11 protein-coding genes are annotated in these 26,828 nt (G+C 72.8%); all 11 read right to left on the reverse strand.

Annotated features, from left to right (window positions below; genetic code table 11):
- Positions 1–4: 4 nt before the first annotated feature.
- Positions 5–1,138, reverse strand: coding sequence for a hypothetical protein (locus tag AMK19_RS08490; RefSeq protein WP_073809433.1), 1,134 nt, complete (start codon positions 1,136–1,138; stop codon positions 5–7).
- 39 nt (positions 1,139–1,177) lie between these two features.
- Positions 1,178–3,514 carry a WXG100-like domain-containing protein gene (locus AMK19_RS08495; RefSeq protein ID WP_073809436.1) on the reverse strand — a complete coding sequence of 779 codons (2,337 nt, stop codon included), beginning with the start codon at positions 3,512–3,514 and terminating at the stop codon, positions 1,178–1,180.
- 157 nt (positions 3,515–3,671) lie between these two features.
- On the reverse strand, positions 3,672–4,295 hold the full coding sequence (locus AMK19_RS08500) for a hypothetical protein (protein ID WP_143200096.1): 624 nt from the start codon (positions 4,293–4,295) through the stop codon (positions 3,672–3,674).
- Positions 4,296–4,731: 436 nt separating this feature from the next.
- Positions 4,732–5,022 (reverse strand): hypothetical protein, encoded by a 291-nt coding sequence (locus tag AMK19_RS08505; RefSeq protein WP_073809440.1) that lies wholly within the window; start codon positions 5,020–5,022, stop codon positions 4,732–4,734.
- Positions 5,019–5,996 (reverse strand): SUKH-3 domain-containing protein, encoded by a 978-nt coding sequence (locus AMK19_RS08510; protein ID WP_073809442.1) that lies wholly within the window; start codon positions 5,994–5,996, stop codon positions 5,019–5,021. Before AMK19_RS08510 ends, AMK19_RS08505 begins: the two co-directional genes overlap by 4 nt.
- On the reverse strand, positions 5,993–6,829 hold the full coding sequence (locus AMK19_RS34175; RefSeq protein WP_083646573.1) for an SUKH-3 domain-containing protein: 837 nt from the start codon (positions 6,827–6,829) through the stop codon (positions 5,993–5,995). The genes AMK19_RS08510 and AMK19_RS34175 overlap by 4 nt, the downstream gene beginning before the upstream one ends.
- 108 nt (positions 6,830–6,937) lie before the next feature.
- Positions 6,938–19,654, reverse strand: a complete 12,717-nt coding sequence (locus tag AMK19_RS37965) for a toxin glutamine deamidase domain-containing protein (protein WP_073809444.1) — start codon at positions 19,652–19,654, stop codon at positions 6,938–6,940.
- A 3-nt stretch (positions 19,655–19,657) separates the two neighbouring features.
- Positions 19,658–21,034: a hypothetical protein gene (locus AMK19_RS08530; RefSeq protein WP_073809447.1), complete on the reverse strand. Its 1,377-nt coding sequence runs from the start codon at positions 21,032–21,034 to the stop codon at positions 19,658–19,660.
- A gap of 49 nt (positions 21,035–21,083) precedes the next feature.
- A complete protein-coding gene (locus AMK19_RS35065) occupies positions 21,084–23,018 on the reverse strand; it encodes a WXG100-like domain-containing protein (protein WP_073809450.1) in 1,935 nt (644 codons plus the stop codon).
- 85 nt (positions 23,019–23,103) lie between these two features.
- Positions 23,104–23,676, reverse strand: a complete 573-nt coding sequence (locus tag AMK19_RS08540) for a WXG100 family type VII secretion target (RefSeq protein ID WP_073809452.1) — start codon at positions 23,674–23,676, stop codon at positions 23,104–23,106.
- Positions 23,677–24,029: 353 nt separating this feature from the next.
- On the reverse strand, positions 24,030–26,780 hold the full coding sequence (locus tag AMK19_RS08545) for an AfsR/SARP family transcriptional regulator (RefSeq protein WP_073809453.1): 2,751 nt from the start codon (positions 26,778–26,780) through the stop codon (positions 24,030–24,032).
- Positions 26,781–26,828 lie beyond the last annotated feature (48 nt).

The raw sequence follows: 26,828 nt of genomic DNA on the forward strand, positions 1-26,828 counted from the left end.
CTGGTCAGTGCCTTCCGCTCTGGGTGGTACGCGGAATGATCCGCATGGGAGCCGTGGCCGTCAGCTGCGGCGAGGCGGGCATCGGCGCGGAGCCGGGGTCGAGGCCGTTCAGCTCGGAGATGACGCCCTCGTCGGCGTTCTGGTAGCCCTCCGCCATCGCCTTCAGGCCGTCGGCGATGCCCTTGAGCGCGGCGGGCAGGCCCTTGATGACGTCCAGGGTGTCCTTGCTGTACTTCAGGTAGCCCTTCTCGCCCTCGGCGAACTGCTTGCCCGACTCGTCGTTGCCCCACGGGTTCTGGGACTCCAGCGACGGCAGGTACGAACTGAGCGAGCTGTACAGCGAGCCGAGCTGTTCGGAGACGCCGAGCATCGACGACACCGCCGACCGGTACTGCGCGGGGTCGACCTGGAAGCCGCTACCGGCCTTCCCGGACGCGGCCCGGTCGGTGGTGGCGGGCCGGGCGCTGATCCGGTTGCCGGGCACGGCGTCGGCCCGGTGCCGAGCCGTCGGCGCGGTGGCCTGCTCGTCCGGCGTCCCGGCGTCGGCCCGGTGCCGGGCCGTCGGCGCGGTGGCCTGCTCGTCCTGCGTCCCGGCCTTCATCCGCTCCGACGGCTGTGCGGCGACGGCCGATTCGGGCCTGCTGAGTCCCCGGGCGGTCACCCGCGGGGACGACTCCGCCCCTTCGAAGGGCTCCACCGGCGTGGCCCGCTCCGCCCGCTCGAACGGCCGCAGCGGAGCGGTCGCCTCCGTCCCGCGCTCGAACGGCCGCAACGGGGCATCAGCCTCGACCGCCCGCTCGAACGGCTGCACCGGCGTGGCCGCCTCCGTCCGCTCGAACGGCCGCAAGGGGCTTGCCGGTTCGGCCCGATCGAACGTGTCCGGGGCGATCCGCGCCTGCTCCGCCCGCTCGAAGGGCCGCAGCGGGGTCGCCGCCACCTCCCGCTCGAACGGGCTGACCGGCGTTGCCGGTTCGGCCCGGTCGAACGCCTCGGGGGCGATCCGCGCCGTCTCCCCGACCGGGGTGCCCCGGTGCTGCGGCTCCACCGGCACGCCCTCGGTGACCGCCGTGCCCACCCGGAAGCGGACGGGGGCCTCGGCTTCGGCTGCGGTGTACCAGGCCTGCTCGTCGTTGCTCATGGTGTTCCTTCGTCAGTCGGGTCGACGGCGGGCCGCAGCTCAGTCCGCCGCGGGAGCGGTGGCCGCGCCCGGCGCGGTGGCCAGGCGGGACAACGCGGCGCGAAGGAACGGGCTGGGCACCTGGAAGCCGCCTTCCTCCCGCAGCGGAGCACGCTGCGGCTTGTCCCCCGCACCCGTCCCGCCCGCCGAACCGGCAGCCGCGCTGCCGGACGCGGCCGCCGCAGGTGCCGCCGCGGGCGCGGACGCAGCCGTCTCCGGAGCCTCGCCGTGGCCCCGGCGCGATGCCACACTGCGTGCCCGCTCCAGGTACGCGTCGTCCGCGCCGCTGCTCGCGGTCTCCGGCGTCGCGCCGCCACCGGCCTCCCGACGTGCCGTCAGGTCCGCCGCCGGAGCGGGCGTGTCCGCGCCGTCCCCGGCGGCACCGGCGTCCGCCGCCCCGCCCGTGCCGAGCAGGATGCCGGCCAGCCGGCTCATGGCTTCCTGCTCGCTGGCGGGGCCGGCGGGAACGGGCGGGGCGGGGGCGTGCTCGGGGGTGGCGAAGGTGCCGTCGGAGCGGGCGTCGTCGAGCCAACGGCGGTGTGCCCGCTGCGACTTGCGGTCACGGTCGACCTCGCCGGCCTGGCCGAGGATGCCGCGGTCGTGCAGCAGTTCCTCGTCCTCCTCGCCGTCCATGCCGAAGCGGGTCGGGCTGAGGAACCGGTTGGCGCCCTTCTGCTCGCCCTTGCCCCCGCCCCGGCCGGCCCCGCCCGTGCCGGGCCCGTGTCCGCCCATGGCGCCGCCGCCCGTCGCGGTTCCGCGTCCGGCCGCACCGGCCGCACCGCCCGCGCCGAGTCCGCTGCCGGCCCGCCCGGCCGCGCCGGAGGCCCCGGACGCCCCGGACGCGCCGGACATGCCCCGGGCGGACGCCCCGCCGGCCGCGCCGAGTCCGACGCCGCTCCCGGACCGGGGCACCCGCGCGCCGCCGCCGATGCCGCTGCCGCCCGCGCTGCCCGTCCCGCCGCGGGTCGCGGAGCCGGCCCCGCCCGTCCCGCCGCGTGCGGACGAGCCGCCGCTTCCGCCGCGTGCGGACGAGCCGCCCGAGCTGCCGAACGGGTTGCTGCCGCCGCCGCTGCGGAACGGGGTCGGGCCGACGCTGCGCGGGGTGCTGCCCGAACTCCCGGGGTAGCCAACCATGTTGCCGATATTGCCGATGTTGCCGAACGGGCTGCCGCCGGGGCTGCCGCCGCTCAGGCCGGGGCCGGGGCTGCCGCCGAGCGGCGAGTAGTGGCTGGTGGAACCGGCCGCCGGCGGGGTGCCGAGGTCGCCGAGTCCGGCGATGTTCAGCGGGCCCGCGCCGGTGCTGCCGACCGGGTTGAACATCGGCCCGCCGCCGCCCGAACCGCTGTCTCCGCCACCGAAGTTGGGCGAGTTCGGCGTGGGCAGCTTGAACGGCGCCAGCGCCGGTCCGCCACCCGAACCGCCGCCCCCGCCCGCCGATCCGCCGCCGCCCGAACCCGAACCCGAACCGACGCCACCGACCCCGGGCATGCCACCGACCCCGGGCACGCCGCCAAACCCGGGCGCGCCGCCGTGCGACCCCGCCCCGCCGCCGCCCGCCCCGCCGGGCAGGCCGCCGCCCGCGCCAGGGGCGTCCGGAAGCGAGAACGGGCTCGCACCGGACGCACCGCCGAGCGGCCCACCGGGGATGTCGCCAGCGCCGCCGGAGCCACCCAGCCCGGCCGGCATCAGGGAGGGGTCGCGGGCCGTCATGTTGAATGCGCCGCCGCCACCGGCCCCGCCGCCCGCACCGCCCGAACCCCCGGCCCCGCCCGAGCCGTTGAGGGCGCAGGTCTTGGCGATGCCGGTCATGTCGGCGATGTGGCCGGCGCTCTTGCGCAGCTTGCCGTCGACGTCGCCGACCACCTGCCCCACGTACTGGTGGTAGACGGCGGCGGCCTGCTTGATGCCCTCGGAGTTGGCGATGTCGTCGTGCTTGCCGGCCGGGTTCTGCTCCATGTACGTCTTGGCGTACTGGAGTTCACGCACCATCTCGTTCTTGGTGTCGATCACCGCACCGGACGCGCCGTGCAGCGAGGTGGCGATCGCCGCCCCGGACTGCAGGGTGGTCGCGACGTGCGAGTCCGCGCCGCCGGCGAACTTCTGCAGGTACTGCTGGAAGCTGTCGGCGGCGGGGCCGGACATGCTGGCCATGGCCCGCTGCGCGGCCTCGGTGATCGCCCGGACGTGGGTGTCGGCGATCTGGTTCCACTTGTCCCAGGCGGCCGCGAGCTCGGCGAGGAGTTCCTCGTTGGCGTCGGGGAAGGCGATGTCCTTCCCGTTCTCGTTCTTCTGAACGGTCTTCAGTACTTCGGCCAGGTCGGCAGGCAGCTGGATCATGGCGGGAGGACTCTCCGGGAGGACGATCAGGGGGGAGCGGGGGCGGGTGAGCGCCCCTGGTGACGACGCCGTCGGGGACGGGTCAGCCTCCCCCACGGTGATGAACATCCGATGTACACGGCGCCGGACGGCAACGATTCGCCCGGGCGGCGTTCCGTCAGATGAGCTGTCGCGAGCCGGGCCCGCCGCCGCGGAGGACGTCGGCCCGCTCCTCGGCGTGGTTGTATTCGAGCGTCGGCGCGTCGGGCTTGTGGTAGCCCTCCGTCGCTTCGGTGTTGCCGATCGGCGCGATCGGGGCGGGCGGCGGGGGCGGGGTCGGCTCGCGGTCGGCGGCCACCACCGTCTCCACGGGCGCCCCGATCACGCGGTCCGAGGCCGGCACCGACTCGACGGAGCCGGAGCTGCCGCCGGGCACGCGCGGGGCGGCCGGCATGTCCCCGTTGGTGGTGATCCGGCCGATCTGGGTGCTGTATTCCTCGTCGTTGATCCGGTGCCGGGCCGCCATGGACTGCAGGTTCTGCCCCACGGCGGTGGCGTTCTTCATCAGCTCCCGGATGCCGGTGAGCACCTGCTCCTGGTGCTTGCCCAGTCCGCCGACCGAGGAGCCGCCGCCCTTGAAGGCCTTCCCCAGCAGGTCGGTGCCGTACACCGATTCCTCGACCTGCTTGATCTTGGCCTCCAACTGGTTGGCCGGGCCTTCCAGTTCGTTCAGCAGGTCGATGATTTTCTTGGCTGCCGACTCGACCTCGTCGATGTCGATCCACACCGTTTCGTCTGCCACTTGTCCACCCTCCAGGTCACCGCCCCCGGGCAGCCGGACTCCGGACCGGGCCCGCCCCCGGGTGCGGCCACGCCGCAGCGCTCGCACCGGTGTCAGGGCAGGCCGAAGCCTCGCGGCTGCCGCACCCGCTCAATTGTCAGGCAACTTTACTTGGTGTCCGGAGCCGTTCGGCCAAGCACGTCCGCCGAGGTGACGGAACGTCACCTCGGTAGGAGCTTCGCAGAGCGATGGGGCGGCCGGCAGGCCCCGAAGGTATGCAGTTGGTAAATTCCCGGCGCGGCGCGGCGGCTCTGTGGCAGGGCGGGGCGGGGCGTTCGGAGGAGGTCGTGAATGTCCGGTGTGGATCAGGTCTGCGCGGGTGAACAGTGGTGGCGGCCGGGCCCGTTGGCACCCGGACCCGGCCGCCGTGGACGGTGACGTCCACCCCCACCGGCGGTCACCGTCCGGCGTGACGCTCCTGGTAGACGGCGATCACCGCGTCGATCGGGATCGACGGCCAGGTGCTGATCTCTCCGGTCTCGCGGTCCACCACCCCGGTGGCGTCGCCGAGGTTCGCCGGCGGCCGGACCTGGCCGGTCACCGGGTCGACCTCCAGCGGCGCGGGCGCGGCCCACACCACCCAACCGAGGTCGAACTCGCGGAACTTGACCTCACGCGCGGCCCCCTCCGGGGCGCCTTCGTTCAGCCATGCCTGCGCCTTCGCGACGGCCTGCTCCTGGGTGATCATGCGGTTCCTCCTGTGGTGCGGTGTTCCGCGCCGAGCGCGGACAGGGCTGCGACGGTCGCGCTGACGTCGACCTGATCGGACGGTTGCTGCCCGGCGGGGCCGCGGTGCCGGAGCGTCAACTGCCGGCTGCGGTCGGCCCGGGCGACGACCAGGACGTCCCAGTCGCGGTCGGCCGCGGCGGGCGGGGCGGCCAGCCGGACCGTGACCCGGACCGGTCGCGTCCCGGGCCGCAGGAACGTCCGGTCCACGATGTCGGCGATCCGCCCCTCCGGGTCCGCCGGGTCGAGGTCGAACTCCCGGTAGAGGATCGGCAGTTCCGCGCCTTCACCCTCGACGGTCAGAGTCAGGTGCCCGAGCACCGGCACCCCGTGGCGGCGCAGCGGGCGGGTGGCCTCGGCGGCCAACGCCATTCCGGCGGCCAGCAGTTCGCTGGCCGGGCCGTTGTCGACCCAGCCGTCCTGGTGGACGGTGCGCGGCAGCGGGTCGGGCTCCGACCAGCGGCCGTCGGCCTCGACCCGGGCCGGGGCGTATCCCTCGACCAGCCGGGCGAGTCCTTCCTCGGGCGTGGCGCCGAGGTACCACCAGTCGCTCCGGCCCTGCCGGAACAGCCGGCCCTGCGCGTCGACGGCGAGCACGCCGTCGCCGGTCCGCCCGACCGGGAACACCGAGGTGCCCAGCCGCCGGGCGAGCGCGGCGGCCACCGTACGGCTGCCGCGCGCCGCCTCCGGGTCGATCACCGCGCCGTGCGCAGCGACCTCCACCCCCGGGCCGACCGGGGGCACCGTCAGGTCGCCGTACTGCTCCAGGAATCGCTGTGCCGCCTCGGACGGCTCGACGAGTCCGTCCTCGTCGACGACCGAGAGGACCGCCGTCAGCAGTCGCTGTTCCGCATCGGCACCGGGTCGGCGGCCCTCGGTCCAGCCGGCCCCGACCAGGGCCTCGTGCAGCGCCGTGGTGAAACGGACGTCCGTCATCGCTGCCCCACCTCGACCACCTCGACGCCGAGTTCCGCCAGCAGTGCCGCGCAGGACCGGCAGGGCGCGACGGGCTTGCCGTGCTCCTGCTCGTCGTCCGGTCGGACCGCGATGCTGCTGATCCAGCTCTCCGCGAAGTGCGGACGAGCCTCGTCCAGCGTGATCTCCCCGCCGTCGCCGCGCTGCTCGTCCAGGCGGTGCAGCACGTCGGAGATCAGACCGGTCTCCGCGCAGCGGGCGGCGAACGGCTCGCGCTGGTAGGGCGGCAGCCCGTCCAGGAACTCCTGCACCGCGGAGTGCAGTTCGGGATCGCCCTCGCCGAGCACATTGGACTGGGTGTAGACCGTCCGGTCGACGAGCAGCGTGGACACCGTGTGCGGCACCTCGGCCTCGGCCTCGACGACCGGCCGGAACCGGTCCAGCACCTCGTACGGGTTGACGCCGAAGAACTCGACCCCGTCCGCGTCCAGGTGGAAGAAGCTGCCGCCGCCCGAGACCACCAGCCGCCCCGGTCCGTCCACCTCGGCCCCGACCGGCACGACCTCCTCGCCCAACCCCGCAGCCAGCTCCGCCAGTTGCGCAGCCTGCTCCGGGCCGGCCGGAAGAGCCGGCACCGTCCGCAGCGCACCACCGGACGCCGTCGGCAACGTCAGATCACCGAACCGCCCGAGGAAGGACAGCGCCGCCCGCACGGCCGCCGACTCCTCCCCCGCCGCACCGCTCATCCAGTCGGCGAGCAACTCGCGGGCGTGCTCGCCGATGTCACGCGAGGGCGACCAGCCGCAGCCGGCCAGCCACGACATCGTCCCGTCAGGGTCGCGGGGTTGAGGCATGAGCGTTCTGCACTCTCTTTTCGGACGGCCGCTGGGCCGCAGTCTCGACAATCGGTACTACCCGGCATTCGACGCATCATCAGGAAGACCGGCGGTTGATTCGCGTGGTCAATCCAGGAGCTGTACCGATTTCATCCCGAAGTATCCCACCACCGGGGCGCAGTTGTCGCAGGGAGCCTTGTACACACCGTGGTCCGAACGCCGACCACCCGTATTTTTGTCGGGCAAGGTCTCCAGCGGCCGGACGAACGTCTTTCCGAGGATTCCCCTGGCCTGCTCCAGGGCCGTTTTCACGGCAGCGGCGTCCTTCATGTCGACCCCCTTGAAGGGGTCGCCGATCTGCTTGAAGATATCCGTCATCACGGACGGCTCGGCGCACTTGCACCGGGTACCCGGCATACCCTGCGGGTAGCTGTTCCAGCCCAGCTCCTCCTTGACGGCTTTGTACGCCGCGTCCCCTTCCTTCCCGTAGGCGAATTGGACGAGTTCGTGGACGTGGTCCGGCGCGCCCTCACCGGCCAGGCCCTTCGTGCTGCTCGCGGTGACGACCAGCAGACGCCTGGCACCTGCCTCTCCGTCGATGAACAGCGCGGAAGCCACGCAGCCGGGCCGGTCCGGATCCTTCACGATGCCGTTCGCCATGGCGGTTCCGGAGTCGGTCATCACCTTGAAGGCGCCCTCGATACTGACATTCCCCAGCTCCTTCGGGGCGTCCTTGTAGTAATAGCCCCGCTTCCCGGTACTGGTGCGCTCGTACTCTGCCGGTGCTTTGAAGGGCTCAGGATCGAGCTCACCCGCGCTGCCCTTCGCAAGGGCCTCGCGCGCCTCCTCGTTGAGGCGCTGCTCGTCGGCCAGCCGCTCCTGTTCCCAGGCCAGTTGCTCGGGGTCCCCGTCGTTGTGCTTCTGACGGTCCTCCAGGAGTTGCTGCTTCTCCGCCAGCCGGACCTGCTCGTCGAGCAGACGCTCCTGCTCCCTCAGCTTCTCCGACTGCTCCTTGGTCTTCGGCTCCGGGCCGCTCAGCTGCTTCAGCGCGTCGAGCTCCTCCTTCAGCCTGGCCCGCTGCTCGGCGGAGTGCCACTTCTCCTCGGGCTTCTGCAGTTCCTCCAACCACTTCTGCTTCTCCTGCCGCCACTTCACCTCGCTCGGCGGCCCGAAGTAGTGGCTCGGCGAATCGTCGCTCTTGGCTGCCTTGGCCGACTTGGCAGACTTGGCGGCCTTCTCCTCCGCCTTCGCTTCCAGGTCGTGCTGCTCGGCGTGCCACTTGTTCAGGAGCTCCCGGCGGTCGGCCAGTGCCTTCACCCGGTCCGCCGGCGAGTTGTCCCGCTTGGCCGCCGCCTCCTGCTCCGTCAGCCGCCCGTGCTGCTCGACGAGCCACTCGCTCTTGTCGATCCACTTCTGGCGGTGGTCCAGGCCCTTGCGGGCCTTGGTGAGGGCCTGCTGGTCGGCTTCGAGCTGCTTCTCCTTGGCTTCGAGGCTCTTCTGCTCGCGGGCGGTCCGGACGGGGTCGTACTGGCCGCCCTCCACCTTCGCCCGGAGGCCGTCCAGCTCCTCGTGGCGGGCGTCCAGCTCGTTCTGTTCGTGGTCGAGCTTGCTCTGCCGGCCGTCCAGGTCCCGCTGGTCCGCGATCAACTTCTCGCGTCGGACGTCGAGTCCGCTCTTGTCCGTTGCCTGGCCCTGCTGCTTCGCGGCGGCCCGCTCCCCCTGGTCCGCCAGGGCCTCGTGCCGGGACATCCGCTCGTGCTGCGCGGCCAGGCGGTCCTGCTGTCCGGCCAGGCGCTCCTGCTGCTGCCCCCACCGCTCCTGACGGGCGGCCGCGTGCATCTGGCGGGGTTCCAGGCGCTTGTCGTTCGAGGTGAGCCGCTCCTCGGCCAGCCGCCACTGCTTGTCGGCCAGCTGGTTCTGCCGCTTGGTCAGGTCCGCCTGCCGATCGGCGAGTTCGTCCTGCCGTACGGCCACCCGGTCCTGTTCGGCCAGCCGTTCCGTCGTCCGCTGCGACGGGTTCGGCCGCGCCTGTTCCTTCTGGTGCAGCTCGTCCCGCTTGGCCTTTGCGTCGGCGTGTTCCGACAGTGCCGTCCGATCCGCTTCGGCCTTCTTGGCCTGCGCGACGGCGTCCGCGATCGAGTTCCCGATCCGGTTGCCCGGCTTCGTCTCCCCGCCGGTGCCGGCGGGGTCGCCGAGGCCGGCCGGGTCGGACGGGGGGCGGGGCGACGAGACGCCCGCCGGGTCGGTGATCCCGTCGCGCTTCTTGATCTGGGCGTCGACGTCCGCGGCCATGTGGTCGACCCAGTCCGGCTTCCCGGGCTCGATCGAGTAACCGAACTCGGAGAGCACGGTGTTGGCCGACCGGTTCGGGTGGTTCGGCGTGGCGCCGATCGCCAGGCGCTCGATCTCGGCCCGGTTCTCGTCCAGGAACGTCTGGCGCGAGCTCTTGATCCGGTTCAGCCCGTTCGACAGCTGCTGCAGGTCCTCCAGGGTCGCGTCCGGCCGGCGGTACGCCTTCACCAGGTCGTTCTGCGCGCCGAGCATCTCGTTCATGTCGGCGAGGTGCGCCTGCAGCGGCTTGAGCGCGGGGTTCTTCGGGTCCAGCCCCGTGGTCAGGCCGTGCGCCGCCTCCTGGAAACGTTCGAGCCGCTCCTGCGCGATGACGTGGTACGGGTCCAGCGTCATCTTGACGACGGTCCCGGGAGTCTGCGTCCCCACGTCGAACGGGATCCGCTGCGGCGGGTACAGGGTCGGCGGGAACTGCTTCATCGTCTCCGACTTGCCGCCGTACGTGTGCGACTCCTGGCTGATCATCTCCCAGCCGTTCGGGCCGTGCTTCAGCATGTTGGTCGCCGCCGGCTTGAAGTCCAGGGGCAGCGGGTGCGCGTAGTCGCCGACCCCCATCCACGCCGTGACGGTGTGCTGCTTGCGGAACTGGTAGCCACCCTCCAGGTGCCCCGCGGACGAGTACGACTGGAAGTGCCAGGCCGTGAAGGTGTCCTTGCCCGGCTCGACGGTGGTCACCAGGGCGCAGCCGTTCATCGCGTCGGTGAACACCAGCCCCTCGCGCGGCAGGTCCGGGTGCGGGTTGAGCGGAACCTCGGTGTGGCCGATGGTGTCCGGCTTGGTCGGGTCGGGGCGCTCCTCGGACTTGTAGGGGATGTACGCGCCCTTCACGTACTCGTGGTCCGCCTTGACCTCCGGCAGACCGGACTCGGGCCGCGGGAAGCCCTCGTAGTGCGCGGCGTACTTCTCCCACGCCGGCACCAGGTGGTAGCCCGACGGCTCGCCGTTCTTGGTCGACCCGTTCGGCTCCAGCACGAACCAGTGCTGGTCACGCCCCTTGATGGCCTCCAGGAACGCGGCGACCTCCTCCGGCTTCGCGTGCGGCATCCGCTCCTTGGCACCGGCGGCGAAGTCCACCGAGACCTGCTTGGTCTTCAGGAACTCGGCCGGATTGTCCATGATCCCGTGCTCCGGCGTACCCACCGGCGGCAGCGGCTCGGGCGTCGTCGGCGGGTGCTCGACATCGCCGTGCTGCTCGTTGGTGGCCTGCTGGTCCGTCTGGTGCGTACCGTCCGTGTGCTGCGACGACTCGCCATGGTCCGTGGCACCCGGCGACGCGCCCGGGCGCTGCTCCTCGCCCGGCTTGCGCACCGGGGCACCCGACTGCCCGTCGGGACGCGGGCCGGCCTGGCGGTTGCTGTCGCCGCTGGGCGGGCCGGAGGGGTGCAGGGGCGCCCGGTCCGGGGTGAGCGGGACGGCGAACAGGCCGCCCTCGCCCGGGTACAGCGGCTTGTCGCTGGTCCGGCCCATCTGCCCGTCGACGTACACGACCTTGCCGTCGTGGTTCATCGCGTTCCAGGCGTGCAGGCGTCCGTCGCCGTCACGGCTGATGATCACCGCCTGCGAGCCGGGGCCGCTGTCGAGCAGCGTCTGCGCGAGCTTCTCGTGCCCGGCCGGCCCCTTGCCCAGGCTCTCGAACTTCCCGCCGAGGGACTGCTCGATCCGGTCCCGGCTGCCCTTCTCGCCGACGGAGTTGTCCTCGACGCGCGGGGCGGCCACCGTCGGGCGGCCGTCGTAGGTGTCGACCACCGAGAGCGCCGCGTCCGCGCAGTTGTTGGCCCGGCCCGGCTTTCCCGGACCGTCGCCGTTCAGCTTCTTGACCCAGTCGCCCGCCATCGGGTCCGGGTGCCGCTGCGGGGAGCCGTCCGCGTTGTGCGGCACGGCGTCCTGAAGCTGCTTCAGGTCGTGCTCGGACGGCCGCTTCAGCCCGCCCTCCACATCGAACGGCCGCCCGTCGGTGGCCGGGTGACGCGGACCGTCGCCCTCGTGCTCCGTCAACGAGCGTTCGTGGGACGGCTGTTCGTGGCTCGGCTGCTCGTGGCTCGGCTGCTCGTGGGACGGCTGCTCGTGGGACGGCTGCTCGTGGGACGGCTGCTCGTGGCTCGACTGCTCGTGGGACGGCTGCTCATGGGACGGCTGCTCGTGCGAGGTGGTGCCGAGACCGGCCGGGTTCGCGGGGGCGATGTCCTGGGCGTGCTCGTTCACCTGCTGCTGGTGCGGGGCGTTCTCGTGCCCCGCGCCGGGCGGCGGGTTGCCGCCCGGGTGCTGGGCCGGCGCGTGCGGCGCCGGGGCTGCGGGCTGGGGAGCCGGCAGGTTTCCGAGCCGGAGGTCGTGCACGGCCGTGCCACCGACCGCGTTCGCCCCGTTCGGGGTGGTCAGGCGCACCGACGGCGCTCCCAGCATCTCGGCCGTGCCGGGAATCCGTGAGCCGCCACCGGCGGTGGTGGGGTGCTCGTGCACATGGGCCTCGCCGGTGACCAGGATGTACTTCCCCGGCTGCCCGACCCGGTCGGAGGTGATCGCGTCGTGCATGTACGAGTTCAGCATCCGGGCCCGCTGCTCGAGCGGGGCGTTGCCGAAGCCGTCCGGCTTGCGCGCCGGGTAGCCGTCCACGGCCCGGACCCGCACGCCTTCTTCCTGCGCCTTCACCACCGTCTCGTAGAGACCGGCGTGCTCCGGGGAGTTCAGGTTCTTGTCGTAGGACCGGAGCATCCGCTCCAGGTTCGGCGGCATGGTGCCGCCGTGCTCCAGATAGGTGTCCAGGTCGCGCTGAAGGGAGTCGTCGCGAAGCGACTCGATGTAGATGGTGTCGACGCCGGCCTCCTTCAGACCGGCCATGTTCTCCTTGAGGAACTTCCAGCTGGGCGAGTTGCCGTGCGCCTCGCCGAGCACGATCCCGGGGTGCGCCGGGTTGGCGCCGTCCCCGTGGAACAGTCGCTGGACGCCGTCCAGGGCCGACGCCTGCCCGTCCAGCCGCTGCTGCACCTGCGCCCCGTCGACCGGGTGCCAGGTGGTCTCCGAGTCCTGCCGGGCCAGCCGTTCCAGCACGTTGTGACGTTCGCGCTGGGCCTGGAAGTTCGGATCGGTCCGGTAGTCGAGCTTGCCGCCGTGCTCCAGCAGCTTGTTGCCCGGATAGACGTAGGCCTCGGTCTCGCCGGTCTCCACCAGCTTGGCGCGCAGCCCGTCGTTCAGCGCGGACGCCGCGTCGGAGTGCAGTGCCTTCAGCGTCAACGGGTCGAGGTGCGACTTGAAGCTCTGCGAGTACGGGCTGACCTTGACGTCGGGCGTCCCGCTTTCCGTGAAGGAACCCGAGTGGTGACGGCCCAGATTACTCTGCGGCAACGAGTTCGCGGACAGCGCCAGATCACCGCTCAGGGTGAACTTGAACCTGTTGTCCTTCACGTGCTGCGCAAGTGCCGACGGGTCGGCGGAGGGCGGGTAGATCAGCGCGGGGCCGGACGGGTCCTGGTGGAGCTTCGCCTTCTCGTCGATGGTGGGACGTTGGCCGAGCGGAGGGAGCTCCGGCTCGGGACGTACCGTCATACCCGGTGCGGAGTCCGGCCGTTGGACGTCCGGCTTCGGTCCTGCCTGGTGGCCGGGGGCGCCGGCGGGCGGGCCGGACGGGTGCAGGGGCGCGCGGTCCGGGGTGAGCGGAAGAGCGAACAGGTCTCCGTCGTACAGCGGCGTGTGGCTGGTACGGCCCATCTGGCCGTCCATGTACACGACCTTGCCGTTGTGGTTCATCGCGTTCCAGGCGTGCGGACGCCCGTCGGCGTCCCGGCTGATGATCACCGCCTGCGAGCCGTGACCGTTCTCCAGCAGCGTCTGCGCCAGCTTGTCGTGCCCGGCCTGGCCCTTGCCCTGAGGCTCGAACTTCCCGCCGAGCGCGTGCTCGATCCGGTCCCGGCTGTCCTTCTCACCGATCGAGTTGTCCTCGGTCCGCGGCGCGGCCACCGTGGGACGGCCGTCGTAGGTGTCGACCACCGAAAGCGCCGCGTCCGCACAGTTGTTGGCCCGACCCGGCGTGCCCAGGCCATCGCCGTTCAGCTTCTTCACCCAGTCACCCTCGAACGGGTCCGGGTGCCGCTGCGGCGAACCGTCCGCGTTGTGCGGAACCGCGTCCTGAAGCTGCTGCGCCTCGTGCTCCGACGGACGCTTCAGCCCACCCTCGACACCGTACGGCCGCCCGTCCGTGGCCGGGTGACGCGGACCGCCACCCTCGTGGCCGCCCAACGGCTGCTCGTGCGACGGCTGCTCGTGGTTCGGCTGCTGCTCATGGGACGGCTGCTCGTGGTTCGGCTGCTGCTCGTGCGAGGACTGCTCGTGCGGCCGGCCGGTGCCGTCGTGCTGCTGCTGGGACGCCGGGCTGTCGCCCGGGTGCTCGGAACTCCCGTGCGGTGCCTGCGCGTCGGGGTGCACCGGGCCGAGTCCGCCCGGTGTCGGCGGCGCCGCCTGGTGCTGCGCGTCCGGGTTGCCGAACGGTGAGTGGTTGTCGGGGGCGGGCAGGTAGTGGAGCCGGACCTGATTCGGGTCCGTGGCGTTGGTCGCGCTCGGCGGCTCGGTACCGGGCGCTCCGGAGCCGTCGGTGAGGCGCACGGACGGAATCCCCAGCAGGTCCGCCGTGCCGGGGACCCGTCCGTGACCCAGGTCGGCCTTGGAGTGGACGTGGTCCTCGCCGAGCACGACCAGGTACTTGCCGTTGCGGTTGGGGGCGTCCGCCGTGATCGCGTCGTGCGCGTACGAGTTCATCAGGCGGGCCCGCTCGTTGAAGCCGCCGTCGGTCGGGATGGTCCGCGCCGGATAGCCGTCCACCATCTGGACCCTGACGTTGTTCTGCTTCGCGGCTTCCAGCGTGTCGGTCAGCTTGGCGTTCCAGCGCCTGTCGTAGTCGGTGGCCATCTTCCGCAGGTCGGCGGACATCGGCTCGTTGCTGTTCGGATCCAGGTACTTGTCCAGATGGTGCTGGGCGGAGTCGTCGCGCAGGGCCTCCAGGTAGACGGTGTCGACCCCACTGGCCTTCAGCTGCGCCATGTTGTCCTTGAGGAACGGCCAACTCGCGGATGAGCCGTGGGCCTCGCCGAGCACCATTCCGTCGAATCCGGGGTGTCCCTGGTGCCCGTTGAGCAGGCGGTCCACTCCCTCCGTCGCGGAGGCCTGGTTGTTCCCGAGCTGTTGCTCCACCCGGTCCCCGGGGATCCAGGTGCCCTTCTCCGAGTTGAGGTCCGCGAGGTCCTTCAACAGCTGCCGACGCTCCGCCTGCTGCTGCTCGGCCTTCTGCGACCGGTAGTCCAGCCCCATGGCCTTTTCGTAGAGGTCGGCGCCCATGAGTGCCGAGTTCTTGTCGCCGGTGGCAGCCTCGCGCAGGTTGTCCATGAAGTCGCGGTTGACCCCGGTTTCGAGGTCGACCATGGACTTCGGGTCGAGATAGGCCTTGTAGGTGTGGTCCTTGATCTTGGCGTTCGGCTTCCCGCTCGCCGTCGAACTCTCGGTCCGGTAGCTGCCGTCGCCCTGCTCCGTCAACCGCCCGCTGACGTTCTTCAGTTCCGGCGAGAGCTCGGACTTGAACTTGTTCGCCACGGCCTTTCCGGCGTGGGTCACCATGTTGCTGCTCGGCGGGTAGACCAGGGACGGCCCTTCCGGGGTCTTGTGGAGTCGGTCCCGGCCCTCGGGCGTGAGCCCCTCGGGCGTGATCAGGGGCTTCTTCGGACCGAACAGCCCGGCCGGTTCGGCATCCGGCCGCAGCACGCCCGCCGGCGCGCTGTCGGGACGCAGCGATCCGGCGTCCGACGGCGTCTCGTGCGGCGTCGGCGTGCCCGGCCGCGAGCCGGGCGGAGTGTCGAACGGCGTCTCGAACGGGTTGTGGGCCGGCGTATCGGTGTGCACCGGACCGCTACCGCCCGGCGGCACGTGCGCGGGCGGCGTGGCACCGTGGTTCGGCGCGACGTGCGGCGGAGGCGGCGGAGGCGGCGGCACAGCACCCGCACTCGGCGGCACATGCGCGGGCGGCGTAGCACCGTGGTTCGGCGCGACATGCGGCGGAGGCGGCGGAGGCGGCGGCACAGCACCCGCACTCGGCGGCACATGCGCGGGCGGCGTAGCACCGTGGTTCGGCGCGACGTGCGGCGGCGGCGGCGGAGGCGGCGGCACAGCACCGGCACTCGGCGGCACATGCGAGGACGAGGACTCCGACGACGGAGAACTGCTCGGCGGCACGTGCTCGTTGCCCGTGGTCGGCGCGGGCTTGGCCGCGTGCGCCTCCAGGAACGCCTTCGCGAAGTTGTTCCTGGACTTGTTGTCACCGGCGTAGCGCCCGGAGTCGAGCTCCTGCTCGATCCTGCTGAACAGCTCCTTCTCGTTCGGCGAACCGTGCTTCGAGACCTCCTTGGCCGCCTTCCAGTAGTCCTCCGGCGGCACCCGGAACTTCTTGAAGCTCGGGTCGGCATCCTTCAGCGCAGCCTTCGCGACGTCGGCGGCCTTGCCGGACAGGCCGCCCTGCCCGTCCGCCGGCACGTACTCCTTGCGGAGGTTGCCGCCCTCACCGACGAACTTCGACTCGTTGGTGAAGATGTTGTGGTACTCGATCAGCGCGGGGTTCGTGGTCGACTTGTCGATGCCGAAGCCGTCCAGGACCTGCTTGTGGTGGCCCAGCTCGTGCTGGATCACATGCTCCTGGGTGAAACCGCCCACCGCGGTCGACTGGTTGACGACCAGGATGCCGGGACGACCGTCCTTCGGACCGATGTAGGCGCCCTCGCCCATGCGGCGGACGAAGTCGGTGGCGGAGCTGTGGTCGCCCGTCCGGCCGCCGTCGATGTCACCGAGGGTCAGGTCGAGGGTCGACTTCGGGAGCCCGTCCTTGCCGACGACCCCGCTCGCGAAGTCCTTGAACGGCGTGGAGACGGTGGCGCCCTCCGGGACGAACACCATGACCGGCAGCTGGTCCCTCGGGATTCCCAGCGTGTCGCCGTACTCCGTCATCCGCTCCGGAGTCGGGACGTGCGCCTCGGTGACCGGCGGCGCATCGTCAAGGGCACCGGGCGAGTCGTCCGGTCGGTGCTCCTCCGACGGCGAGTTGTTCTCGTGCTCGGGCTGCGCCTCGGGGTGCGGCTCGGGCCGCTGCTGAGCCTCCGGCGTGGGCGATTCCTCGTGCTTCGGGGCCGTCTCCGGCTTCGGCGCGGTCTCGTGCTTCGGGGCCGTCTCCGGCTTCGGCGCGGTCTCGTGCTTCGGAGTGGTCTCGGGACGGGCGCCGGCCTGGTGGTTGCCGGTGTTCCCGCCCTGGTTCGCACCGTGGTTCGCGCCCTGGTTCGCACCGTGGTTGGTCGGGTGGAGCGCGCTGCCGTTCGGGCCGAGCGGGACTGCGAACAGGCCGCCCTCGCCCGCGTACAGCGGCTTGTCGCTGGTCCGGCCCATCTGCGGGTCGGCGTAGACGATCTTGCCGTCGTGGTTGACCACGTTCCAGGCGTGCGAGCGGCCCTCGCCGTCGGTGCTGATGATCAGCGCCTGCGAGCCCGGACCGCTCTCCAGCAGCGTCTTCTGGAGCTTCTCGTGGCCTCCCGAGCCCGCGCCCTGGTGCTCGAACCTGCCGCCCAGTGACTGCTCGATCCGGTCGCGGCCGCCCTTCTCGCCGGCGCCGTTGTTCTCCACGCGCGGCGCGGCCGCCGTGGGGTGGCCGTTGTAGGTGTCCATGAAGGACAGCGCCGCGTCGGCACAGTTGTTGTTGCGGCCGGGCGTGTGCGGGCCGTCGCCGTTGAGCTGCTTGACCCAGTCGCCCTGCTGGGGGTCCGGGTGGGTCTTCGGCTTGCCGTCCTCGTCGCGCGGGACGGCGTCCTCGATCCGCTTCTGGTCGTGCTCGGAGGGTGCCTTCAGCCCGCCGGGCTCGTCGATCGGACGCTTGTCCGTCGAGCGCGGACGCGGCTCGCCCTCGTGCGGCTGCGACTCGTGCGGCCGGTTGCTGCCGTCGTGCGACTGCTGCTGCTCGTGCGGCGCGGGCGGGTGCTCAGCACCGTGTGGCGTCGCAGCGGCGTGCTCGGTCGGCTTCGGGGCAGGGGTGTGCTGCTGCTCCGGCGCGGCGTGCGTCTCCGGCCGGGCGCCCCGACCGCCGCCGGGGCGCAGCGAGCCGCCCTGCTGGCTTCCGCCGCCGCCGTGGACGGCACCGCTCTGGCTGCCAGGCCTGGGAGCACCGGACGCTGACGGCGCGTCAGGTCGGGATCCGCCGCCGATGTGACTGCCGCCGCCGACCGGGCCGGGGGTGAACCCGGCGCCGCCCATCGGTGGGACGGCGCCCTGGTTCGGGCTCTGGGTGGCGGAGTTGGGCATGTTGTCGCCGAGGCCCTCGGGCATGCCCTGGCCGGGGACGGTCGCCCCGTCCGGACGCGGCAGCGTCGCGCTGCGCGCACCGTCGAGGTGCGTGCCGCCGCTGCTGCTGCCACCGCCGTGGCCGGACGAGGACGCCGCACTTGCGAGGTGCGCCGCGCCGCCCAGCACGCCGGACATGTTGGGAACCGGCCCGCCGGCGGCCGGACGCGAGGCGCTGTCGTCGCCGGAGGGCTGGACGGAGTCCCGGTCGTTCGCCGAACTCTCGTGCCCGGATGTTGAGTTGTCGCGGGCAGGCGTGCTGGCCGCCTCGTTGTGCGCGGGACGCGCCGGCTCCTGAGCCGCGAGCGACTCGTGCGTCGGCCGCTGCGCCGTCTCGTGCGCGGGGCGACTCGGCTCCTGGCCCGACATCGGCTCACGCTCGGGCCGGACCGCCTGCGGCTCCTCGCGCGCCGGCCGCGACGGGGTCTGCTCGACAAGCGGCTCCCGCGTCTGCGGAATCGCCTCAGCCCGCTCATGACCCTTGCTGCCGCTCGACGTCTGCTCGTGCGCCGGAGCCTGCTCGTGGCCCCTGCCGCCACCGGTCGCCTGCTCGTACGACGGCGGAGCCTCCTCGCGCGCCGGCCGCGACGGGGTCTGCTCGACGAGCGGCTCCCGCGTCTGCGGGATCGCCTCAGCCCGCTCATGACCCTTGCTGCCGCTCGACGTCTGCTCGTGCGCCGGAGCCTGCTCGTGGCCCCTGCCACCGCCGGTCGCCTGCTCGTACGACGGCGGAGCCTCCTCGCGCGCCGGCCGCGACGGGGTCTGCTCGACGAGTGGCTCCCGCGTCTGCGGGATCGCCTCGGCCCGCTCATGACCCTTGCTGCCGCTCGACGTCTGCTCGTGCGCCGGGGCCTGCTCGTGGCCCCTGCCGCCACCGGTCGCCTGCTCGTACGACGGCGGAGCCTGCTCATGGCCCTTCCCGCCACCCGTCGCCTGCTCGTACGACGGCGGGGCGTCTCCGCTGCTGCGGCCGGAGCCGAACGGGGACAGTCCGCCGACCTTGGAATCTCCCGAACCCGAGCGCCCGGCACCCGAGTTGGAGTCGCCCGACGAGTCCCAGCCGTCCGAACGCGACTTACTGCCGCCCGAGTTGGAGCTTCCGGAATCGCCGGAGGGCCCCTGGTAGGAGCTGCCGCTGTCGCCGGAGGAGGTGTCGGGCTTGGTGAACTTCGGCGGGCCGTCCTGACGTCCGCCCTGGCCGGCGCCGACCGGGTCGGGGATGTGCGGGGCGTCGCCGGGCTTGGGGGCGGGCGCGTGCTTGCCGGCGGCCCCCTGCGCCATGTGGCTCATGCCTGCGCCCGCGCCGCCGGACAGGCCGGAGCCGAGCAGGGAGGAGGTGTCCACCTTGCCGGTGGTGATGTACTGGGTGGCGGCGTCCGCGCCGACGCCGGTGGCCGCACCGATGGCCATCTTGCCGCCGGCGGAGTTCGCGAGGTTGCCCAGTCCCATCTTGCCGGCCGCGCCGCCCAGGCCCGCGCCGATCAGGTGGCCGGCGGCGCCGCCGATCGCGCCACCCTTGGCGTTGTCGCCGACTTCCTTCCAGTCGATGCTCTTGCGGTGGCCCTCGGCGAGCTCGATGCCCTGGGCCATCAGGTTGATCGCGGCCATCTGGGCGGCCTGCTTGGCCGCCATCTTGATCATGTCCTTGAGCAGGGTCTTGAGGGTCGTCTGGACGAACGCACGCGCCGCTGCGATGAACCCGGGCACCTGCACCATCGACGCGCCCGCGGTGACCACCGCTTCGGCCTCAGCCGTCGCCAACTCGAAGGCGAGGATGCCGAGTTGGGCCACGATCTGGATCTTCGCGGTCTCGGCCGAGTTGGCCACCTGCTCCAGCATGTCGCCCATGCCGCTGAGCGCGTTGATGGTCGCGGTCAGTCGGCCCGGGTCGTCCTCGGTGCCCTTGCCGACGGTGTACCCGTCCCAGTACTTGCCCAACGACTCGGCGGCGGTGCCCTGCTGGCCCTCCATCGCGCGCTTGATCGCCGCGTCCGCGCCCTGGGTGGCGTCCTTCAGGCTCTCCGACGCCTTGCGGCACTGGTCGGCCATGTCGCGGAGCTGGTCCTCGTCGGCTTCCGGCCAGCGGCAGCCGGCGAGCAGCAGGAGCACCCACTGGAGGGGCTCCGGGAGTTCGACAGCCATGGGTCAGTGCCTTCCGTTCGAGCTGGTCATGCCGGGCGTCATCATTGGGCGGACGTGCGACGGCACGGTCGGTGCAGTACCGGGCGAGGGCGGCATCGGGACGTCACTGTCGCCCATGCCGGTGAAGGAGCCGGTCGCGCCTTCCTCGGCGGCCTCGTAGCTCTCCCCCATGCGCTTCAGGCCGTCGGCGATGTCGCGAACTTCCTTCACCAGGCTCTGGAGCGTCTTCACGGTGTTGTGGCTGTACAGCAGGTAGCCCTTCTCACCCTCGGCGAACTGCTTGCCGGACTCGTCGTTGCCCCACGGGTTCTGACTCTCCATCGACGGCAGGTACGAGGCCAGCGACGAGGCCAGCGACGAGATCTGCTCCGACGCGGCCAGTACCGGCGAGACCGCCGCCTTGTACTGGTCGGGGCTCACCACGAACCCCTGCCCGGCCTTCCCCGAGTCCGAGTTGGCGGCCGCCTTGGTTCCGTTGGCGGCGCCCGCCCGCTGCCCGGCCTCGGTCGACTGCCGCGGCACGCCCTCCGCGAGCGGCGTACCCCCAACCTTCAACTGCGCCGTCTCGGCCCCGTCCGCCGGTGACAACGGCACCCCGGGCGTAGCCGGCACCCCCGCCGCCAGCGGCGTACCCCCAACCTTCAACGCCGCCGTCTCAGCCCCGTCCGCCGGTGACAACGGCACCCCGGGCGTAGCCGGGACCCCCGCCGCCAGCGGCGTACCCCCAACCTTCAACGCCGCTGTCTCAGCCCCGTCCGCCGGTGACAACGGCACCCCCGCCGTAGCCGGGACCCCCTCCGCCAGCGGCATCCCGCGCGACTTCAACTGCCCTGTCTCCATCGACATCGCGGGCACCGTGTCTCCCAACGGCACCCCCTCCGACGACTTCAACCGCCCCGTCTCCATCGACATCGCAGGCACCGTCTCCCCCAACGGCACCCCCTCGAACGCCTTCAGCCGCGCCGTCTCCATGGGTTCACCGGCCACCGTCCCGATCCGGTACGCGGGCATCTCGTCCGGCGCGAACCGCCCGACCTGCACGGCCTCGGTGATCGGCCCGCCGCCCTGAATCCGCTGCGCAGGCATCACATCAGGCTCAACCCAACCCACCCGCGCCGCCTCGGTGAACGGCCCGCCGCCCTGAATCCGCTGCGCAGGCATCACATCAGGCTCAACCCAACCCACCCGCGCCGCCTCGGTGAACGGCCCGCCGCCCTGAATCCGCTGCGCAGGCATCACATCAGGCTCGACCCAACCCACCCGCGCCGCCTCGGTGAACATCGGCGCCTGCACGCCGATCCGCTCACCTTCGGGGATGCGCATGGTGTGCGCGGGTTCGACGTCGGGGTCGATCGCGAACCAGGGCACGTCGTTGCTCATGGGTGTTCCTTAGTGAGTACGGGTCGGCGCGGAGCGGAAGGGGGACGGATCAGTCCGCGGCGGGGGCGGCGAGGCGGGTGAGCGCGGCGCGCAGGAAGGGGCTGGGCACCTGGTACCCGCCCTCCTCCCGGATCGGGCTCGGCTTGGCCGCAGCCGCGGTCGCGGCCCCTGCGGGCGCCGCCGCCGTCGCGGAGGCCGCCGCGGCGACGGTCGCCTCCGCGGGCTCGCCGTGACCGCGCCGGGCCGCGACGTTGCGGGCGCGCTCCAGGTAGTCGCCGTCCGCACTCGCCTTGGACTCCCCGGACGACGAGCCCGTCGAGCCCGACGACTCCGCCGCGACGCTCTCCTGACGCGGCGTCACCGCCTCCCCGGTCGCGGCCGCAGCAGTCGCCTCGGTCGACTCCCCGGGCGCGGGCGTTCCGAGCAGGACGCCGGCGAGCTGGTTGAGCACCGCCTGCTCGCTCGCGGGAGCTCCGGCCGCAGCCTCCGCCGCCACCGGCTCGGCCTCCGCGGCGGGGGCCGTGACGACGCCCTCGGCGCGGGCGTCGTCGAGCCAACGGCGGTGTGCGCGCTGCCACTTGCGGTCACGGTCGACCTCGCCGGCCTGGCCGAGGATGCCGCTGTCGTGCAGCAGCGCCGTCTCCTCCTCGCCGTCCGGGCCGAAGCGGGTGGGGCCGAGGAACCGGTTCGCGCCCTTCTTCTCGCCCTTGCCGCCGCCGCGACCGCCGCCCATGCCACCGCCGCCGCCGTGGGCGGCACCCGCACCGGCCGCGCCGCGGGCCCCCGCCCCGGCGCCGCGGGCTCCGGCACCGGCCGCGCCGCCGCCGCGACCGCCGCCACCCGCACCGCCCGCGCCGGCCAACGCGCCGCCGGCCCGGCCCATTGCGCCCATCGCGTTGCCGAAGGAGCTTCCGCTCATCCCGCCGGCCCCGCCGAACGCCCCGCCGCCCGCGCCTCCGCCGAGGCCGCCGCCCGCGCCGCCGAACGCCGACAGGCCGCCGGCGCCGCCACCGGCACCGCCGAGGCCGGAGCCGAGGCCCAGGCCGGTCCCGGAGGAGCCGAGGTCGGAGAGGCCTGCCAGGTTGAGCGAGCTCTTCGGGCTGACCGGGAGCGGCGTGAAGACCGGCGGGTGGCTGCCGGCGCCGCTGCCGCCGTTCAGCTCCGGCACCGTCGGCGGCTTCAGCGGCTTCAGAATGCTGGGCGTCTTCGGGCCGTGGCCGCCCGCCCCACCGCCCGACCCGGAACCCGAACCCGAACCCGAGCCGGACCCGGACCCGGAGCCGGAGCCCGATCCGGAGCCCGAACCACCCCCTGCACCGTCACCGCCGCCGGCCCCGCCCGCACCGCCGAAGCCGTCGCCCGCGCCGTTCAGGTCGGTGCCCGGGCCGGGTCCGCCCGCACCGCCGCCTCCGCCCGCGCCGCCGTTCAGGGTGCAGGTCTTGCCGATGCCGTTCATGTCGGCGATCTGGTTGGCGTTGTTGCGCAGGATGGTGTCGACCTGCGAGCTGACGCCGTTGACGTACTGGTGGTACAGGCCGGCGGCCTGCTTGATGCCCGCCGAGTTGGCGATGTCGTCCTTCTTGCCGGCCGGGTTCTGCGCCATGTACGTCTTGGCGTAGTCGAGTTCCCGGATGATCTCGTTCTTGGTGTCGACCACCGCCTGGTGGGCGCCGTGCAGACCGTTCGCGATGTCGGTGCCGGCCTTGACGGTGGTGGCCGCGTGCGAGGCGTCGCCGCCCGCGAACTTCTGCAGGTACTGCTGGAAGCTGTCGGCGGCCTCGCCGGACATGCAGGACATGGCGCGCTGGGCGGCCTGGGCGATGCCGCGGATGTGGGTGTCGGCGACCTGGTTCCACTTGTCCCAGGCGACGGCGAGGTCTCCGATCAGGTCCTCGTTGCCGTCGGGGAACGAGATGTCCTTGCCGTCCTCGTTCTTCTGCACGGTCTTGAGCACGTCGACGAGGTCGGCAGGCAGCTCGATCATGGCGGGAAGCTCTCTCGGATGGTGGGTGCGTCGGCGGCTGACACCGGATCAGCCGCCGTGGTGCGGGCGGAGGTGCGGTGCTGCGTCAGATCAGGTTGCGGCCGGGGCCACCGCCACCGGGACCGTGCGGCTCCGGCGGGGGCTTGGGCTTGTTGTACTCCAGCGACGGTCCGTCCTGGGTGTGGTAACCCCCGGCGTCCGGAGCAGGCGCGGGCGCAGGAGCGGGCGCGGGCTCGGGAGCAGGCGCAGCAACGGGCGCAGGAGCGGGACCGGACGCGGGCACCGAAGGCACCGACGGTGCGAGCGGAGCGCCGTCCCCGCTGACGATCCGGCTGAGCTCGGAGGCGTGTTCCTCGTCGTTGGCCTGGTGCCGGGCGGCCATGGTCTTCAGGTTCGCGCCCATGGTGGTGGCGTTGGCGAGCAGCAGTTTGATGCCGGACAGGACGTCCTTCTGGTGCTTGCTGAAGCCGCCGACCTTCGAGCTGCCCCCGGTCAGCGACTTGCCCAGCAGGTCGGTCCCGTACACGGTGTCCTCGACCATGTTGATGTGGGCTTCCAACTGGGCGTAGGGGCCCTGGAGTTCCTCCAGCAGTGCCGCGATCTGCTTTGCTGCCGCCTGGACTTCGTCCAGGTCGATGTTCACGCCGTCGCCGGCCATCCGTCCCGCCCTCTCCCGATGTCTGCCGCGCCGATGCCGGCCGCGTCGGTGCGGGCCGAGGAAAAGGGGCGTCGCAGGGGAGGGCCCGGGGCGACCGGGTGAGCGAGGGGCCGTACGCGGTGCCGCGGGCGGCCCCGCGTGACCCGCGGCTGCCGCACTCGACCATTTTGGCGACCGTGGTTTGCCTTCGGCTTGCGCCTCACTAACGCGTCGGCATCGCGCGCCCGCAAAGGCCCTGACCGGCCGCGGAACCGACCGTCGGCGACCCTGACCGGCGGCGGCCCCAACCGGCAAAGGCCCGGCCCGGCAAAGGCCCTGGCCGGCAAAGGCCCCGCCCGGCCGCGGAACTGTCGTCAGTGCGCTCCGAGTTCGTCGGCCCGTCGGCGGTGGACGGTGGCGGCGTGGGCGAGTCCGGCGGCGTCCTCGGCGGCGGCGAGGGCGCCGAGGACTTCGGCGGTGGCCTCGTCGTGGCCGATCTGTTCGGCTTCGACGAGCGCCTCCTGGAACCGGCTGCGGGCCTCGGCGTGCCGGCCGAGCACGGAGAGCGCCTCGCCGCAGCTGGTGTGCAGCAGGACGCGGCGCGAGGACGGCGTCTGGTCGGCGGTCAACTCCAGTCCGTGCACCGCTCGTTCGATGGCCTGTTCGGGGCGGTCGGTGTCCAGCAGGTGACGGGCGAGGTGCTGGAGGGCGAGGGTGACGGTGTGGGTGTGGCCGATGGCGAGGGCGATCTCCAGGGCCTGGGTGAGGTTGGTGCCGGCGGCGGTGTGGTCGCCGAGTTCGGCCTGTACGGCGGCGAGGTTGACCAGGGCGACGGCCCGGCCGACCTGGTTGCCGGCCCGGGCGGCGAGTTCGGCGGCCGGGGTCAGGCAGGTGACGGCCTCGGGCAGGCGGCGGTTGGAGACCAGCACCCAGCCGAGCATGGCCCGCACCTGGCTCTGCCCGTCCAGGTCGCCGCACTCCAGGGCGGCGTCCAGGGCGTGTTCGAGTTGGGAGACCCAGCCGTCGCGCAGGCGGCGCAGGATCAGCGGCCACTGGGTGAGGACGAGTCGCCAGACGCGTTCCGGGGAGGCCCCGGCGATGACCTGGGCGAGGGTCTCGCGGTGTGCGCCGAGCCAGTGGATGGCGTCCTCGGTGCCGGCGAACTCGGCGATGGCGCGCGGCCGGTGGCTTCCCTCGGGCGGTTCGCAGCAGGGCTTGCTGCCGGGTTCGGCGGTCTGCGCGGCGGCGAGGCCGGTGTACAGGTACTGGTCGGCGAGGCGTTCGCGGGCGAGGCGCTGTTCGGCGGGGTCGGTGCGGCTGCCGAGTTCGCGGGCGTACAGCCAGACCAGGTCGTGCAGGGTGTAGCGGTCGCCGTCGGTCTCGGTGACCAGGTGGGTGGCGGCGAGTTGTTCCAGGGCCTGGGCGGCGGCGTCCGGTTCCAGGTCGGCGAGTGCGGCGGCGGTGTAGGCGTCGATCACGGGGCCGGGGTGGAAGCCGAGGGTGCGGAACAACCTGGCGGGGGTGGGCGGGAGTTGCTCGTAGGAGATGCGCAGCGCGCTGGCCACGCTGATCTCCTCGGCGGCGAGGTGGCCGAGCCGGCGCTGTTCGTGGCGGAGCTGTTCGGTGATCGCGCCGAGGCCGCGGCGCGGGTCGGCGGCGATCTTGGCGGCGGCGATCCGCAGGGCGAGCGGCAGGCCGTCGCAGAGTTGGGCGAGTTCACGGGCGGCTTCGGGTTCGGCGGCGATCCGGGCCTGGCCGAGCACCCGGGCGAGCAGGGCGGTGGACTCGTCGGGGCCGAGGACGTTGAGCGGCAGCGGGCGGGCGAGTTCGGCGGCGACCAGGCCGAGCATCCGGCTGCGGCTGGTGACCACGGCGACGCAGTCGGCGCCGGCCGGCAGCAGCGGCCGGACCTGGTCGGTGTCGCGGGCGTTGTCGACGACGACGAGCAGTCGGCGGCCGGTGGTGATGCGCCGGTAGAGGGCGCTGCGGGCGGCGGTGCCGGCGGGCAGGTCCTCGCGGGCGACGCCGAGCGCGGCGAGGAATTCGGCGACCACCTCGTCGAGGTCGCGGTCGGGTCGGTCGCTGAAGCCGCCGAGGTCGGCGAAGAGCAGGCCGTCGGGGAAGCGTCCGGCGTTGCGGTGCGCCCAGTGCAGGGCGAGGGAGGTCTTGCCGACGCCGGCCGGTCCGGTGATCAGGGCGATCGCGCCGTCCGGTCCGCCGCGCACCGCGTCGGCGAGGGTGGCGAGTTCGGTGTCGCGGCCGTGGAAGCCGCGCGGGGCGCGCGGCAGCAGGTCGACGGCGGGGAAGTTCTCGATGGCGGGCGGGCCGGCGGGTGCCGGGACCAGGTGCCGGACGGGCTCGGGGGCGGCGGGGGCCGTCGGGATCTCGCCGCGCAGGATGCGCTCGTAGGCGGCGTTCAGGGCCCGGCCGGGGTCGACGCCGAGGCGGTCGGCGAGGGATTCGCGGGTGCGGTGGTACCAGTCGAGGGCGTCGCACTGCCGGCCGGCCCGGAACAGGGCCAGCATCAGCGCGGAGACCAGCGATTCGCGCAGCGGGTGGGCGACCGTTTCGGCGCGCAGCAGTTCGGCGGCGCGGGCGGGGTCGCCGAGTTTCTGGTAGTGCTCGGCGAGGGCTTCGACGGCGGCGAGCCGGTTCTCCTCCAGGGTCTGCCGCCAGGCCTCCAGCGGGGGGCTGGCGACGGTGCCGGTGAGCGCGGGGCCGCGCCACAGGGCGAGCGCGTGTTCCAGCGCGTCGGTGGCGTCCACGGCGTGCGGTTCGACCCGGGCGGCGGCGACCAGGGTGTCGAACTGCTCGACGTCCAGGCGTCCTTCGGGCAGGTGCAGGGTGTAGGCGTCGCCCGCGGTGGCGAGTTGGACGCCCCGCCCGGCGGCGCCCTGCTCGGTGAGCAGGGCGCGCAGCCGGGAGATGTGGCTCTGCACCACGGTGCGGGCGTTGGCGGGCGGTTCGGCGACCCAGAGCGCCTCGATGAGCTGGGCGACCGACACGGCCCGATTGCGGCGCAGCAGCAGCAGGGCGAGCACGCTGCGCCGTTTCTCGGGTCCGAGTCCCATGTCGCCGCCCTCGGCGTCCTCCGCCGAGACGGCCCCGAGCAGCCGGAACTTCACCGCAGTACCCCCACCGTGTTGCTGTGTTTCGGTGTTGGAGGCTACCGA

It is taken from the genome of Kitasatospora sp. CB01950 (genome assembly GCF_001905465.1).
Taxonomy (GTDB): domain Bacteria; phylum Actinomycetota; class Actinomycetes; order Streptomycetales; family Streptomycetaceae; genus Kitasatospora.

What these genes read in the sequence shown, in the direction of transcription:
- AMK19_RS08490 (WP_073809433.1), bottom strand. Translation starts at nt 1,138, where the DNA reads ATGAGCAACGACGAGCAGGCCTGGTACACCGCAGCCGAAGCCGAGGCC.
- AMK19_RS08495 (WP_073809436.1), bottom strand. Translation starts at nt 3,514, where the DNA reads ATGATCCAGCTGCCTGCCGACCTGGCCGAAGTACTGAAGACCGTTCAG.
- AMK19_RS08505 (WP_073809440.1), bottom strand. Translation starts at nt 5,022, where the DNA reads ATGATCACCCAGGAGCAGGCCGTCGCGAAGGCGCAGGCATGGCTGAAC.
- AMK19_RS08510 (WP_073809442.1), bottom strand. Translation starts at nt 5,996, where the DNA reads ATGACGGACGTCCGTTTCACCACGGCGCTGCACGAGGCCCTGGTCGGG.
- AMK19_RS34175 (WP_083646573.1), bottom strand. Translation starts at nt 6,829, where the DNA reads ATGCCTCAACCCCGCGACCCTGACGGGACGATGTCGTGGCTGGCCGGC.
- AMK19_RS37965 (WP_073809444.1), bottom strand. Translation starts at nt 19,654, where the DNA reads ATGGCTGTCGAACTCCCGGAGCCCCTCCAGTGGGTGCTCCTGCTGCTC.
- AMK19_RS08530 (WP_073809447.1), bottom strand. Translation starts at nt 21,034, where the DNA reads ATGAGCAACGACGTGCCCTGGTTCGCGATCGACCCCGACGTCGAACCC.
- AMK19_RS35065 (WP_073809450.1), bottom strand. Translation starts at nt 23,018, where the DNA reads ATGATCGAGCTGCCTGCCGACCTCGTCGACGTGCTCAAGACCGTGCAG.
- AMK19_RS08540 (WP_073809452.1), bottom strand. Translation starts at nt 23,676, where the DNA reads ATGGCCGGCGACGGCGTGAACATCGACCTGGACGAAGTCCAGGCGGCA.